This window comes from Protaetiibacter sp. SSC-01 (genome assembly GCF_014483895.1).
Taxonomy (GTDB): domain Bacteria; phylum Actinomycetota; class Actinomycetes; order Actinomycetales; family Microbacteriaceae; genus Homoserinibacter.
Map to the genome: position 1 here is coordinate 2,729,127 of NZ_CP059987.1, position 14,008 is coordinate 2,743,134.

General features: G+C 69.9%; 18 protein-coding genes. 15 read left to right on the plus strand and 3 right to left on the minus strand.

All coding sequences use genetic code 11. From position 1 onward, the window contains the following. The first annotated feature begins 16 nt into the window (after positions 1 to 16). The 6 genes from H4J02_RS12910 (at position 17) to H4J02_RS12935 (ending at position 4,537) form a co-directional block, all read left to right on the plus strand. A complete protein-coding gene (locus H4J02_RS12910) occupies positions 17 to 433 on the plus strand; it encodes a hypothetical protein (protein ID WP_187674951.1) in 417 nt (138 codons plus the stop codon). Next, the gene (locus H4J02_RS12915; RefSeq protein WP_187674952.1) at positions 430 to 1,659 is read left to right on the plus strand and encodes an Nramp family divalent metal transporter; all 1,230 of its coding nucleotides are present in this window, start codon (positions 430 to 432) and stop codon (positions 1,657 to 1,659) included. Before H4J02_RS12910 ends, H4J02_RS12915 begins: the two co-directional genes overlap by 4 nt. A gap of 11 nt (positions 1,660 to 1,670) precedes the next feature. Next, positions 1,671 to 2,042: a hypothetical protein gene (locus H4J02_RS12920; protein ID WP_262406124.1), complete on the plus strand. Its 372-nt coding sequence runs from the start codon at positions 1,671 to 1,673 to the stop codon at positions 2,040 to 2,042. After that, positions 2,029 to 2,358, plus strand: coding sequence for a PRC-barrel domain-containing protein (locus tag H4J02_RS12925; protein ID WP_187674954.1), 330 nt, complete (start codon positions 2,029 to 2,031; stop codon positions 2,356 to 2,358). Before H4J02_RS12920 ends, H4J02_RS12925 begins: the two co-directional genes overlap by 14 nt. A 62-nt stretch (positions 2,359 to 2,420) precedes the next feature. Beyond that, a complete protein-coding gene (locus H4J02_RS12930; protein ID WP_187674955.1) occupies positions 2,421 to 3,596 on the plus strand; it encodes an alcohol dehydrogenase catalytic domain-containing protein in 1,176 nt (391 codons plus the stop codon). 68 nt (positions 3,597 to 3,664) lie between these two features. Further along, on the plus strand, positions 3,665 to 4,537 hold the full coding sequence (locus H4J02_RS12935; RefSeq protein ID WP_187674956.1) for an alpha/beta fold hydrolase: 873 nt from the start codon (positions 3,665 to 3,667) through the stop codon (positions 4,535 to 4,537). A gap of 23 nt (positions 4,538 to 4,560) precedes the next feature. Here the strand turns inward: H4J02_RS12935 and H4J02_RS12940 are convergent, their stop codons facing one another. Further along, on the minus strand, positions 4,561 to 5,220 hold the full coding sequence (locus tag H4J02_RS12940) for a DUF6766 family protein (protein ID WP_187674957.1): 660 nt from the start codon (positions 5,218 to 5,220) through the stop codon (positions 4,561 to 4,563). A 95-nt stretch (positions 5,221 to 5,315) separates the two neighbouring features. On the opposite strand from H4J02_RS12940, the gene H4J02_RS12945 reads away from it, so the two are divergent. After that, positions 5,316 to 5,552, plus strand: a complete 237-nt coding sequence (locus H4J02_RS12945; protein WP_187674958.1) for a hypothetical protein — start codon at positions 5,316 to 5,318, stop codon at positions 5,550 to 5,552. A 40-nt stretch (positions 5,553 to 5,592) separates the two neighbouring features. After that, a complete protein-coding gene (locus H4J02_RS12950; RefSeq protein WP_187674959.1) occupies positions 5,593 to 5,994 on the plus strand; it encodes a pilus assembly protein TadG-related protein in 402 nt (133 codons plus the stop codon). A gap of 71 nt (positions 5,995 to 6,065) precedes the next feature. Here H4J02_RS12950 and H4J02_RS12955 read toward each other — a convergent pair whose 3' ends face one another. Together H4J02_RS12955 and H4J02_RS12960 are read right to left on the minus strand one after the other, a co-directional pair. Then, positions 6,066 to 6,833: an alpha/beta fold hydrolase gene (locus H4J02_RS12955; RefSeq protein WP_262406125.1), complete on the minus strand. Its 768-nt coding sequence runs from the start codon at positions 6,831 to 6,833 to the stop codon at positions 6,066 to 6,068. Beyond that, the gene (locus tag H4J02_RS12960; RefSeq protein ID WP_187674960.1) at positions 6,830 to 7,816 is read right to left on the minus strand and encodes an AraC family transcriptional regulator; all 987 of its coding nucleotides are present in this window, start codon (positions 7,814 to 7,816) and stop codon (positions 6,830 to 6,832) included. The genes H4J02_RS12955 and H4J02_RS12960 overlap by 4 nt, the downstream gene beginning before the upstream one ends. Positions 7,817 to 8,019: 203 nt before the next feature. Here H4J02_RS12960 and H4J02_RS12965 point away from each other — a divergent pair, with 203 nt between their 5' ends. From H4J02_RS12965 to H4J02_RS12995, 7 genes are all read left to right on the plus strand, one after another. After that, a complete protein-coding gene (locus H4J02_RS12965; protein ID WP_187674961.1) occupies positions 8,020 to 8,436 on the plus strand; it encodes a DUF6069 family protein in 417 nt (138 codons plus the stop codon). A 193-nt stretch (positions 8,437 to 8,629) separates the two neighbouring features. Continuing rightward, positions 8,630 to 8,866 (plus strand): hypothetical protein, encoded by a 237-nt coding sequence (locus H4J02_RS12970; protein ID WP_024842381.1) that lies wholly within the window; start codon positions 8,630 to 8,632, stop codon positions 8,864 to 8,866. Positions 8,867 to 8,979: 113 nt separating this feature from the next. Further along, complete coding sequence (locus H4J02_RS12975) at positions 8,980 to 10,068, plus strand: AAA family ATPase (protein ID WP_187674962.1); 1,089 nt, start codon at positions 8,980 to 8,982, stop codon at positions 10,066 to 10,068. Then, on the plus strand, positions 10,065 to 11,387 hold the full coding sequence (locus H4J02_RS12980; protein ID WP_187674963.1) for a DUF2201 family putative metallopeptidase: 1,323 nt from the start codon (positions 10,065 to 10,067) through the stop codon (positions 11,385 to 11,387). The genes H4J02_RS12975 and H4J02_RS12980 overlap by 4 nt, the downstream gene beginning before the upstream one ends. Before the next feature lie 9 nt (positions 11,388 to 11,396). Beyond that, positions 11,397 to 12,173, plus strand: coding sequence for a hypothetical protein (locus tag H4J02_RS12985; RefSeq protein WP_187674964.1), 777 nt, complete (start codon positions 11,397 to 11,399; stop codon positions 12,171 to 12,173). A 1-nt stretch (position 12,174) separates the two neighbouring features. After that, positions 12,175 to 13,122, plus strand: coding sequence for an ATP-binding cassette domain-containing protein (locus tag H4J02_RS12990; RefSeq protein WP_187674965.1), 948 nt, complete (start codon positions 12,175 to 12,177; stop codon positions 13,120 to 13,122). Further along, entirely contained in the window at positions 13,119 to 13,949 is an 831-nt protein-coding gene (locus H4J02_RS12995) for an ABC transporter permease (RefSeq protein ID WP_187674966.1), read from the plus strand. Before H4J02_RS12990 ends, H4J02_RS12995 begins: the two co-directional genes overlap by 4 nt. The last annotated feature ends 59 nt before the right edge of the window (positions 13,950 to 14,008 follow it).

Below are 14,008 nucleotides of genomic sequence, written 5' to 3' on the forward strand. Positions count from 1 at the left end.
GGGGCATGGTGGAGGCGTGGCCGTCCATCGGATGTCCGCCGTCGCGGCGGCGCTCGCCCTCGCCGCCGTGCTCGCGGCGTGCGCGCAGCTCGACGACACCCTGCGAGACGCGGCCGACTCGGGCGTCGCGGCGACCGGATCGTCGGCGATCGCGGCCGAGCAGCACGACGCCGGGCGGCTCCTCACGCCGACCGCCGACACGGTCTTCGCCGACGCGATCACCGAGCTCACCGACGCCTCGCGCACCGTGCTCGAGCTCACGCCCTCCGACGCGGAGACCGCCGACCGCCGCGACGCCGTCGAGGAGGCTCTGCGCGAGGCGCTCGACGCCGTGACGGGCGCTCGCGCCGCCCTCGCACGCGGCGACGCGCTCGACGGATGGGGCGAGCGGCTCGAGCGGGCGCGCGACGCCCTCGAGGCGGTGAGCCCGTGAAGAAGCTCTTCGCCGTCGCCCTCGGCGTGCTCACCGCGATCGGCGGGTTCGTCGACATCGGCGACCTCGTGACGAACGCCGTCGTCGGCTCGCGCTTCGGCATGTCGCTCGCGTGGGTCGTGCTCGTCGGCGTCGTCGGCATCTGCCTCTTCGCCAACATGTCGGGGCGCGTCGCCGCCGTCAGCGGTCGCGCGACGTTCGAGATCATCCGCGAGCGCCTCGGGCCCCGTGCCGGGCTCGCGAACCTCGGCGCGAGCTTCTTCATCAACCTCATGACGATGGCGGCCGAGATCGGCGGCATCGCCCTCGTGCTGCAGCTCGTGACGGGCATCGGGCCGATGCTGTGGATGCCGCTCGCGGCATTCGCCGTGTGGATCGTCGTGTGGCGCGCCAAGTTCTCGCAGCTCGAGAACGCCGCAGGCCTGCTCGGGCTGAGCCTCATCGTCTTCGCCGTCGCCGTCGTCATGCTCGGGCCCGACTGGGGCGAGCTGGGACGCCAGGCGATCGCGCCGAGCGTGCCGGCATCCGAGAACCCCGCGAGCTACTGGTACTACGCGGTCGCGCTGTTCGGCGCCGCGATGACGCCCTACGAGGTGTTCTTCTTCTCCTCGGGCGCGATCGAGGAGGGCTGGACCCGGCGCGACCTGGGCCAGGCGCGCATCAACGTGCTCGTCGGGTTCCCGCTCGGCGGGCTGCTCTCGCTCGCGATCGCGGCATCCGCGGCGACCGTGCTGCTGCCGCAGGCGATCGCCGTCACCTCGCTCTCACAGGTCGTTCTGCCCGTCGTGCAGGCGGGCGGAACGCTCGCGTTCTGCTTCCTCATCGTCGGGATGCTCGCCGCCTTCTTCGGGGCGGCGCTCGAGACGACGCTCTCGAGCGGCTACACGATCGCGCAGTACTTCGGATGGTCGTGGGGCAAGTTCCGGCGGCCCGCGAAGGCCGCGCGCTTCCACCTCGTGATGATCGTGGGCCTGCTGCTCGCGCTCGGCATCCTGCTGACGGGCGTCGACCCCGTCGCGGTCACCGAGTACTCGGTCGTGTTCTCGGCCGTCGCGCTGCCGCTCACCTACATCCCGATCCTCGTGATCTCGAACGACCCCGACTACATGGGGCGGGAAGTCAACAGCCCCGCGGTCAACGCGTTCGCCCTCGTGTACCTCGTCATCATCGTCGTCGCGGCCGTCGCGGCGATCCCGCTCATGATCATCACGGGGGCAGGCGCATGAAGCATCCGTCCGTGCGTGCCGGGCGCGTGCTCGACGCCCAGCTGCACATCCTCGACCGCCAGGTGCTCGACGTCGACGGCGTGCCCGTCACGGCCATCGACGACCTCGAGCTCGGCGACGTGCCGCTCGACACCGACCTCGCGGGCGTCGAGCCGCCCGAGGTCGAGAACCTGCTCTCGGGCGCCGTGCTCGGCACGCGCATCTTCGGCGGGAGGCCGCCCTCGAGCCGGTGGCACCGCATCCCGTGGGGCGCGATCCGCGAGCTGGGCACGGCCATCCACCTCGACGTGCGCGCCGACGAGCTCGAGCTCACGTGGCCCGAGCGCTGGGTGCGCGAGCACGTCATCGGCAGGATCCCGGGAGGCCGCCATGATCCTGAGTGACCTGCTGGGGCACGAGGTGCGGGATGCCGCGGGCGAGGCCGTCGGACGCGTCGTCGACGTGCGGTTCCGGCTCGAGGGCGCGACCGACCCGTCGCGCGCGCGGGCCGTCGGCCTCATCGTGAGCCCGCGGGCGGCGACGTCGTACCTCGGCTACGAGCGCATCGGGGTGACGCGGCCCGTGCTGCTCGCCCGGCTGCTGCGCTGGATGCACCGCGGGTCGTTCCTCGTGCCGTGGGAGGACCTCGCGCGCATCGAGACGGGCGGGCGCGTGCTGCTGCGGGAGGGGTACCGGCGCGAGCCGTCCGCGCTCCGGTAGCCGACGCTCCCCACCCCGTCAAGGGGATGGGCGCATCCGGATGCGGCACGTAGACCGGGTGCATGAGAGCGATCACCTGGCAGGGAACCGAGAGCGTCGGAGCAGCGGACGTCGACGACGCGCGCATCATAGAACCGACCGACGCCGTCATCCGCGTCACCTCGACCGCGATCTGCGGATCGGACCTGCACCTGTTGAGCGTGCTCGGCCCGTTCATGGACAAGGGCGACGTGCTCGGCCACGAGACGATGGGCATCGTCGAGGAGGTCGGCAGCGCCGTCACGGGCCTCGCGCCCGGCGACCGCGTCGTCATCCCGTTCGTGATCGCGTGCGGCGAGTGCTTCATGTGCCGGCGCGGGCTGCAGACCCAGTGTGAGACGACGCAGGGCCGCGACCAGGGCACGGGCGCGACGCTCTACGGCTACAGCCAGCTCTACGGCTCGGTGCCGGGCGGGCAGGCCGAGCGGCTGCGCGTCATCCGCGCCGACTACAACGCCCTCAAGGTCGGAAGCGAGCTGCCCGACGACCGCTACCTCTTCCTGAGCGACATCCTGCCGACCGCGTGGCAGGGCGTGCAGTATGCGGGCGTGCCCGAGGGCGGCTCGATCGGCATCCTGGGTCTCGGACCCGTCGGCCAGTTCGCGAGCCGCATCGCGCGCCACCTCGGCTACGAGGTCTACGCGGTCGACCCCGTGCCGGAGCGCCGCGCGATGGCCGAGCGCCACGGCATCGAGACGGCCGACCTCGACGACGCCGCCGCGGCCTGGCTGCGGCAGCGCACAGGCGGCCGCGGACCGGATGCCGTGGTCGACGCCGTCGGCCTCGAGGCGCACGGCAACCCCGTGGCGGGCTTCGCGCAGTTCGCGACGGGCCTTCTGCCCGACCCCATCGCGCAGAAGCTCGCCAAGACGGTCGGGGTGGACCGGCTCGCGGCCCTCATGCTCGCGATCGACTCCGTGCGCCGCGGCGGCACCGTCTCGCTCTCGGGCGTCTACGGCGGCGTCGCCGACCCCATGCCCATGATGACGATGTTCGACAAGCAGCTCACGCTGCGCATGGGCCAGTGCAACGTGCACCACTGGCGCGAGCAGCTGCTGCCGCTCGTCGAGGACCCCGCCGACCCGCTCGGCACCGAGGACCTCGTGACGCACCGCGGCACGCTCGAGGACGCATCCGACCTCTACGCGACCTTCCGCGACAAGCAGGACGGCTGCGTCAAGGTCGTGCTGCAGCCGTAGGGGGCCGAGGCGGGCGAGCGCCGAGGCGGGCGAGCGCCGAGGCGGGCGAGCGCCGAGGCGGCGAGCGGATGTTCACGGGGTTCCGCGAGACGACCATCGACACGGGCGAGGCGCGCATCCTCGTGCGCCATCATCCGGGCCGGGAGGCGGATGCGGAGCCCGTCGTGCTGCTGCACGGTCACCCGCGCACGTCGGCGACGTGGCATCGCGTCGCCCCCGCGCTCGTCGAGCGCGGCTTCGCGGTCGTGTGCCCCGACCTGCGCGGCTACGGACGCTCGCGCGGGCCGGGCCCGGCATCCGACCACCGCGCCGCGTCGAAGCGCGCGATGGCGGGCGACGTCGTCGCGGTCGCGCGGCGCCTCGGGTACGAGCAGTTCTGCCTCGCGGGTCACGATCGCGGCAGCTACGTCGCCTTCCGACTCGGCCTCGACCATCCGGAGCGCGTGCGGCGGCTCGCGCTGCTCGACTGCATCCCCATCAGCGACCACCTGCGTCGCGTCGACGCGGCGTTCGCGACGAGCTGGTGGCACTGGTTCTTCTACGCCCAACCCGAGAAGCCCGAGCGCGCCATCCTGGCCGACCCCGACGCGTGGTACGCGGGCGACCCCGAGGTCATGGGCGAGGAGAACCACGCCGAGTTCCGTGCCGCGACGCGCGACCCTGAGGTCGTGCGCGCGATGCTCGAGGACTACCGTGCCGGCCTGACGATCGATCGCGACGAGGAGGAGGCAGACCGAGCGGCGGGCACGCGGTTGCGGATGCCGGTGCTCTCGGTCTGCTCGTCGCAGGACCTCGCCGAGCTCGGCGGCGACCCCGTCGCCCTGATGCGGGGATGGGCGGATGACGTGCGCGGCACCGTGATCGACTCGAGCCACCACATGGCCGAGGAGGCCCCCGAGGAGCTCGCGCGCGTGCTCGGTGACTTCTTCGCGGAGGCCTAGTGGCGAACGCTTCGCGCCGGCCGCTACGCCCCCGTCTCCGAGTGCGGCGCGTGGACCGGCTTCGACTCGCTCGAGCCGCGCTGACGCAGGTAGACGGCCGTGCCCGCGAGCACCGCGACCACCATGAACTCGCTCTGCCAGTTCTGGAACGACTCGAACCAGAACTGGGAAGTGCCGAGGTACTCGATCGGCGTCACGCCCGGCAGGCCGTGCTCGGCCTGCTCCTCGCTGTAGGCGCCCGCGCCCGAGATCGCGTGCACGACGAACGAGGCGAGGAACAGGATCGCGAAGAGGATCAGCATCGAGTTCTCGTACAGCACGAGCACCCAGCCGCCGCGGCGCACCGGCCAGGGCGCATCCGGGTCGTTCCTGTGGTCGCGGGGATCCTCGTCCTGCGGGGCCGGCTCGCCGATCGGCTTCGACTCCGACGAGCCCTTCTGGAAGAGGAAGACCGTGAGCGCCACGTACGACGCCATCTGCAGGAACTCGCTCTCCCAGTTCTCCGAGACGGCCTCCCAGAAGTCGCCCGAGGCGAGGTAGGCGCCGAGGCCCTCCGGTGCCATCCCGTGCTGGATCGCCTCGTCGTTCGCGACCTGCCAGCCCGTGAGCGTCATGCCGACCAGGAAGATCGCGAAGAGCGCCGCGTTCACGAGCACGAGGCCGTGGTGGCGGCTCCACGTCATGGCGCACCTCCTCCGTGCGACTCGACGCTATGCGGCGCGGCGCGGGGCGGCACGGGGGTTGACGGGGCACCGGATGCGGGACTACCGCTGGAGAGGTGACCGACGAACCGAAGCACGCCGAACCGAAGCACGGCGAACCGAAGCAGCTGACCGACCCCGACGAGCGCGAGGAGCAGCTGACCCGCGCCCCCAAGTCGGACCCCGAGGACGCCGACCCGCGCGTCGAGCTCTCGACGGGCACGGGTGGGGCGACGCGCATCGACGTCGCCGACACCGCCGTCGTGCGTCCGGGAAAGCCCGACGAGGAGGTCGAGGATCCCTCGGGCGACTGACGCGCACGGGGCGGGTGCCGCATCCGTCTAGCCTCGAGACATGCCACTCGCCTCCGCATCGGGCCTCCCCGTCGCGCTCGTCGTCGCGGTGCTGCTCATCGCGCTCGTCATCGTGGCAGGGGTCGTGCTGTCGCGCACGCGCCGCAACCAGGCCGCCGCGGATGCCGCCGCGGCCGCCGCGCCCGCCCCGGAACCGGAACCGGAGCAGCCGTCGGCGCCCGCCGCGTCCGTCGACGGCACGCCCGTGCGCCCCGACCCCCACGCCCCCGGCACCATCTGGGGCCTCCACGTGCCCGGCGCCCCCGTGCAGCGCATGGCGAAGTCGCTCGCCGTCGGCTTCGCGCTCATCGACCCCGAGGAGACGTCGCGCGTCGTGCACTCCGCCGACGACGGCGCGAACTGGTGGGTGCTGCCCCGCGACCGCTGGGGCGAGGACGTGTAGACGGGAACGAGAAAGGCCCCGGCATGACGCCGGGGCCTTCGCACTGTCTCAACCAGTGTGCGTGAACCCAATCAGGCAAGCCAAGCCTGTAGTCGGTCTGCCAGCCAGTGTGGCTTCTGGAGCGGAACTCCGTGACCACACTCGGCGATGGTTTCAGGCTCGCCATCGGCTCGATAACGGGTGAGGTGGTGCGCCGAACGGGCCATGATCGCTCGTTCTCGCTCGCCCACCACGACGAGGGCCTTGCCCTCGTATGAAGCCCACGTCGGCGGGATGGTGAACCGTATGTTCTCGCCCACCGACGCCACGAGCGTCCGTGCCGAAAGGTTCTGAGTGGTTCTAAGGTAGTCGGGGAACAGTGTCGGGGGGATGAACAGTTCCTTCGCCTGTGCTCGCGCGAACCACTCCCGCTTCGCAAGCGGCGCCGCCGTTCGCAGCAGTGCGAGGGTCGCGTTCGGCCATCTCGATGGTTCTGCCTGGGCGCTGATGATCCCGACGTGCGAGACCAGGTCAGGGCGGCGGACGGCGAGGAGCACAGCGAGTTGCGCGCCGAGCGAGAAGCCGACGACCGCGACCGGGCGGACCTGACGGTGCTCGAGCGCTTCCACGAGGGCCTCGATGGTCCGTTCGTGTGACTCGTAGTCTGCGTGCGCGCTGCGGTCGTGCCCTGGCAGGTCCGGGACAAGGAGTCGGTATCCGGGACTCATCTGCTCGATCAGTGGTCGCCACATCCACCCGGCGACTCCACCTCCATGGAGCAGCAGGACCGGTGTCCCATTGCGATCGCCGAACTCGTCCACGACGATTTCGGGGAGTGGGCTTGCGCTTCGGTCTGTCACGCCGTGTCTCCTTCTCCTGAAAGTTTGCCGGTGTCCGAGAGGCCGCCACGTCTGCCGGCTCGGCGTGCTGCCCCTGGCGATATGCCACGTTCCCGGCGGAAGGCGTGTGCGAAGGCGTACTCCGAGCTGTAGCCAACACGCTGAGCGATCGCGCGCATGGATTGATCCGTGTCGGTGAGCAGGGCGGCGGCGAGATTCATCCGCCACCAGGTGATGTAGGTCATGGGTGGATCGCCGATCAGTTCATGGAATCGACGCGCGAAGGCGGTGCGGGACATGACCGCATGCTGAGCGAGTTCGGCGACTGTCCAGGGGTGCCCTGGGTTGTCGTGGAAGGCGTCTAGTGCGGAGCGGATTCCTGTGTCTCGGATTGCGGTGATCCAGGAATGTGCGTTGTCCGGTAGGACTCGCTCGTCGTGGCACGCCCGGAGGATGTGGATGAACAGTACGTCGAGGAGTGCGGCGACCAGGTGATCCGTGCCCGGTCCAGGTCGGTCGAGTTCCATCGCGAGTAGTTCTACCGCGTCCCTGAGAGGCTCGCCTCGATCGAATGGCGCGCGCAAGACCACCACGGGCGGGAGTTGCGCAAGCAACGGGTGGATGAAACGCAGGTCCAGTTCGTAGGCGCCGCACAGCGTGACCGTTTGTTCCCCCGGTATCCCATGATCCGGGTCCGACGGTATAGCAACGTCGCCGTTGCCAGTCACTCGGCCCGGTTCGCACGCCTCAGCCAGCTCGGCATCGACCCGATCGGCGAGCGCATGCTCGACCCCGCTGGGGAGGAACAGGATGTCTCCTGTCTGTAGGCGTACAGGTTCCTCACCATCACGGAGCAGCCAGCACGTCCCGCGGAGGATCACCTGGAATCCGGCCGAGCCCTCGACCGCAGCAAACCGCTGACCCCATGGTGCCGTCCAGGTGACGCGCTGAGACCGCGGTCGACCTCGCCGGAGGACCGCGACCACCTCGCTCATCATGTCCATGAACTGAGTCTATACGGCAACTCGCACTCGAAGGACGATCACACATGAAGGCGGTTCACGCGCGTATTGATCGTGCCCCAGATGGGACATAGCGTGATCATCACCGTGCCGATCACCGCCATGGCCTTTCAAAGTCAGGAGACCTCATGCCCTCTGAGATTCAAACCACTCGGGCCAGCAGCCGACCCAAGTTGCCCCAGACGTTGACGGCCAACTGGCGCCCGCGCCTGCTCGGCGCCGTTATCGCGACACTGGCCTGCACGCTCATCTGGCTAGCAGGAGGCGCGGCGGGCGCGGCGTTCGTCGTCTCGTTCGGCGACGAGCACGCGTCCATGGACGTCACCATCTGGGCCGTCATCGGTTCCGTGCTCGCGGCCGCCGTCGCGGGATGGGTTCTGCTTGTCGTGCTCGAACTTCTCACCGTGCGAGCGCGAACCGTATGGACGGTGCTCGCGCTCACGGCGGCGGCGATTTCGACGCTGCCAGCATTCAGCTACGAAGCGGATACCGAGACCAAGCTCTCGTTGACTTTCATGCACGTCGCGGCCGCAGCGGTGATCATCCCCCTGTTCCGCCGTCGGGGTAGTTCCGCAGCAGGAAAGACCCACCAGCAGCCGTGAACGCCCGACACGGACGCCTGCGCCGTGCCGCGCACGCTCAGTACGGCTCGTACTCGGAGAAGCGCTCGACGTCGACTTTGCGGAGGGTCGGCGTCCCGGTCGATACCGTTCCATGCCGAGCGCAGCCCTCCACGCCCGGCGCACCGGTCAATCCAGGTTGACTTCGGCCAAGCGGTCAATTATGGTTGACCGCATGGACGTGGAGCAGTTGACGGCGCTAGCCCGGGCGACGGCGAGCGAGGACCCGCTGGTCGGGTTGGATGCGACCGTGCAGGTTCGCAAGGAGATGGAGCGTGTGGAGGCGGTGCTGGTGCGCCGTGCCCGCAACCAGGGAGCGACCTGGGTCGACATCGCGGCCGTGCTGGGCGTGTCCAAGCAGGCCATCCACAAGAAGTACGGCGGCAGAGGTCTGTTCGGCAGCCAGAAATAGGCGGGTAGCCGACCCCATTCGTAGGCGGCGAGCAGCAGCCTCAGCCGCCGGAGATCAGCACACCCGAAAACGGGCGGCTTCGTGCTGCCCGCGCGCATATGAAGGAGGACCTCATGACCAAGAACGAGACCGTGCGTTCGGCGCTCTCACTGGCGGTGAGGGCGAACCTCCCTGTCCTGCTGTGGGGTGCGCCAGGCACCGGCAAGACCTCCGCCGTCGTGGCGCTTGCTGAGCAGCTGGGAATGCCGATCGAGGTGGTGGTCGGCTCGATCCGCGAACCGAGCGACTTCTCCGGTCTTCCCGTCATCCGCGATGACGGGACCTGGTTCGCGCCGCCACGATGGGCGGAACGGCTGTCCGTTTCAGGATCCGGGTTGCTGTTTCTGGACGAACTGACCACGGCACCGCCCGCGGTGCAGGCCGCGATGCTCCGCGTCGTCCTGGAACGCGCTGTGGGCGATCTTGTGCTCCCGGAGGGCGTGCGTATCGTCGCCGCAGCGAACCCGCCCGGTATCGCCGCGGACGGCTGGGAGCTGTCTGCGCCGCTGGCGAACCGGCTCGTCCATCTGGACTGGCAGATCGAGGCCGCCGCGGTCGCTGAGGGATTCGCTCACGGTTTCGCCGTCGCCGATGCCGCCTCTGTCGCCGCGCCGACGTCCGGGCAGATCGCGACAGCGAAGGCGCAGCTCGGTGCATTCCTTCGTATCCGGCCGGAGCTGGTGCTTGCCGTGCCGGATTCGCCGGAGCGGGCGGGACGGAGCTGGCCAAGCCCTCGGAGCTGGGAGATGGCGGCGCGCGGCCTGGCCGCCGGGGTTGCGAACGCCAGCGACGAGGCGACGCTCGCCGCGCTGGTGATCGGTGCGGTCGGAGAGGCGGCGGGTTTCGAGGCGCTGTCCTGGCTGCGCACGCTCGACCTGCCGGACCCTGAGTCGGTGCTGAACGACCCCCACGCGCCACTGCCGGACCGGCCCGACCACCTGCACGCGCTGCTCGGCGCGGTCGTCGCCCACGTTCACGCGGATGCGAGCGAGTCGGCATGGGAGCGCGCATGGGACGTGATTGCTCGGGTTGCCAAGACCACGCCGGACGTCGCCGCGACCTCCGCCAGGGCGCTTGCAGGCCAGCGACCGGCCGGGGCGAACCTGCCCACGGCCCTGCTCGAGCTCGCCCCGATCCTCCGCACAGCAGGACTCATGCCATGACCGGCCCGGCTCCGACAGACCCCGATCACACACCCGAAGTGCTAGCACGCTTCGCCGAGGCGCGGCTGTGGGCCGCAGCACAGGCGCCATACCTCGCAAGTGCGCTGTTCGCACTCCGACCGGTCGTGCTGGAACCATACGTGGACGAAGAGACCGGCGAGTCCGTCCCGGACGACGACTTCCGGGCGTTCCCGGCCGACACCCGCTGGAACGTCCACCTCGATCCCGGCGCGACGCTCGCGACGGCCCCGCCGGTGGTCGGCTGGTGGCTGCTGCACCACATCGGGCATCTTGTCCGCCATCACGCGACCCGCTCCCCGGTGTCAGCCAACGCTCCAAGCACGCATGCCACCGGCGAGGCGGGCGCGCCGGACTCGATCGCGCGGCGGTGGAACCAGGCCGCGGACGCCGAGGTCAACGACGACCTCGAAGCGGCAGGACTCGACTCACCGGCCGGGATCATCTCGCCACACGCACTCGGGCTGCCGGAGGGACGACTTGCCGAGGAGTACCTGCCGCTCATCGAGGTTCTCGACACCGCCCACAGCAAGGGTGGGCGGCGGCTCGCCGAGCTGATCGACTGCGGCAGCGCGGCGGACGGGATCCCGCACGACTACGAGGACTCGGCCAGTGGCGACGGGCTCAGTGAGACCGAGCGCGACATCCTCGAATTGGCGGTCGCCCGCGAGATCGAAACCCGCTCGGCCGCGCGAGCCACGATTCCCGGCGGCTGGCGACGCTGGGCTAGCGAGAGGCTGCATCCCGCCGTCGACTGGCGCGCCGAGCTCGGCGCGATGCTGCGCCGCGGAGCGCGGCAGGCGGCAGGCCGGGTGGACTTCTCCTATAGCCGTCCCTCCCGGAGGCCGGCCGTCGACAGCATCGTGATGCCTGCGATGGTCGCTCCCGCACCGGAGATCGCGCTGGTCATCGACACCTCCGGCAGCATCACCCCCGCGATCCTGACCGGCTTCCTCGCCGAAGTGACGGCGATCATCGCCCGCGCCAGTGGACCGAGCCGGCGGCTGCACGTGATCTGCTGCGACCTGAACGCCCACCCCGTCCAGACCGTCCGCCGCGCAGAGGACATCGAGCTGCTCGGCGGCGGCGGCACGGATATGCGCGAGGGCATCGGCGCCGCGCTCGCGCTGCGACCCCGGCCTGATCTGATCCTTGTCCTCACCGACGGGCAGACCCCGTGGCCGGACCGTCGCCCGCCCGTGCCGGTCGTGGTCGGCCTGGTCGAACCGGGCCCCGGCTACCACACCGAGACACCGCCACCTGGATGGGCACATGTCATCGCCCTCCCTGCCACTGCATAAGGAGCACCCATGACCATCGCCTACGACGAGCATCCCGATCCCGAGCCCGAAGACCTCCACCGTTGGACCGAGCGCGGCTTCACCGTGGCCGAAGCACGCGGCTGGATCGACAACGGATTTCTGCTGGGCTCAGCCGAACGCTGGCGCGGCAGTGGCGTCTACACTCCGGGCGACGCGTACGCCTGGCGCACCGCCGGCCTCAGCCCCTACACCGTGCAACCGTTGCTGCGCGCCGGGATGACACCCCGCGACGCCGTGCAATGGCACGAACTCGGCTACAGCCACACCGAGGCCGCAGAACGGCACCTCGCCGGAGAGCGACCGCGCCCCCGACGCTGGTGGCGGATCCTGCTCGGACACCGCCCTCGCAAGTCGGACACGCTGACCGGCGAACAGTCCGCGACCATGCGGGCGCTGCTCCGCTCCGGAGTTCCTGTCGCGACCGGACGCGCTTACCTCGACGCCGGATGGCGCGATGCCGCAACGGCCGTGTCCTGGGCCAGAACGGGCCTCGACCCGGCACAGGCCGCCGTGTGCCACAGCATCGGCTTCACCCCCTCCGAAGCATCAACCCTCGCTGAGGCCGGCCACGACGGCTTCGAGCTCCTACGGCAGTGGTGGGACGCAGGCATCCCCCGAACGGAAGTCCCTGCCTGGGTCGTCGCCGGATTCACACCCGACGGCGCCCGTCACGCCCGCGACGCCGGCACGACCGCCGAACACGCCGCCGTGCTCCGAGCGCTCAGCGGCCAGAGCACCCCGAAACCACCCGAAGAAAGGAACTGACATGACCGCGATGATCAGCGCCACCGACCTCCGCAAAACCTACGGAAAGAAACAGGCGCTCGACGGATTCACGCTCTCCGTGGACGAAGGAACAGTATGCGGGCTGCTCGGCCCCAATGGTGCGGGAAAGACCACGGCGGTGCGCATTCTCGCCACGCTGCTGAAAGCCGACTCGGGTAAGGCCAGCATCGCCGGACACGACCTCACGACAGACTCCGACCGAGTACGCGCCGCGATCGGATTCACCGGACAGTTCTCGGCCGTCGACGAGATCCTGACCGGACGGCAGAACCTCGACATGTTCGCCCGGCTCTACCACCTCGACCGACGACAGGCGCGCCAACGAACAGACGAACTGCTCGACAGGTTCGCACTCCACGACGCCGCCGACCGACCCGCAGGCGGCTACTCCGGCGGGATGCGGCGTCGCCTCGACCTCGCTGTCAGCCTCATCCTCGCACCACGTGTGCTCTTCCTCGACGAGCCGACCACCGGCCTCGATCCACGCACGCGCGCCGAGGTCTGGACCGACATCCGAGAACTCGTGTCGGCGGGCACAACCGTCCTGCTCACGACCCAGTATCTCGATGAGGCCGACCACCTCGCCGACCAGATCGCCGTCATCGACAGCGGGACGATCATCGCCCGCGGCACACCCCGCGAACTCAAAGAGAGCGTCGGGGGTGACCGGATCGAACTCGCACTCCGCGACGAGGATCAGACGAAAGCGGCCGCACGCATCGTCGCCACCTCGACCGGCACTGACCCTGGCATCGACCTCCACCGTCGCCGCGTCAGCGCGCCCGCTCCCGAACGGTTCCACAGCCTGAGCACCACCATGCGGCAACTCCACGAGGCAGGCATCGACCCCGAAGACATCGCCCTGCGCCAACCGACCCTCGACGACGTGTTCCTCAATCTCACCGATCGGAAGGAGAAGACAGCATGACATCGCTCGCACCCCTCACCGCAACGGCCCCCGGCTCGCCGTCGCGGTGGGCTCTGCACGACAGCCTGATCGTCGCCCGCAGATACCTCACCCACTTTCGCCAGCAACCGTCACGACTTGTTGGCAACCTCCTCTTCCCGATCGTCATGGTGATCATGTTCGGGTACGTGTTCGGGAGCGCGATCACGCTGCCCGACGGCGGCAACTACCGCGAGTTCCTGATGCCCGGGCTGTTCGTGATGACGATGGCGCTCGGCATGGCACAGACCGTCATCTCCGTCACCACCGACACCGCCAAGGGCATCACGGACAGGTTTCGCACGATTCCCATGTCGGGCGCCGCCGTCGTCACCGGACGAAGCCTCGCCGACCTTGCGGCATCCGTCCTCGAACTGATCGCCCTGCTCGCCTGCGGCCTGCTGGTCGGCTGGCGCGCCAACGGAACCGTAGGGCAGACCCTCGCGGCGATCGGGCTCCTGCTGCTTCTGCGCTACGCGCTCGCGTGGGTCGGCATCTACCTCGGCCTCGCGCTGCGGTCGCCAGACCTCGCGAGCGTCGCCCTCGCGCCCATCTACCCGCTGACGATGATCTCCAACGTCTTCGTCCTCCCTGCCCAGATGCCGGCCTGGCTCGGGGTCATCGCCGAGTGGAACCCACTTTCCGCCACAGTCACTGCCACGCGCGAGCTCTTCGGTAATCCCGGCATCACGACATCGACATCATGGGCCGCCGAGAACGCGACACTCCTCGCCATCGCCTGGCCCGTCATCCTCATCGCCGTGTTCCTCCCCCTGGCAGCCCGGCGGTACCGGTACCTCGCCGCGTAGGAGCAACGATGCGTCCTCGCGCCATCGTCGTGTGCCTCTACCTGCGGATAGCTCGCGTG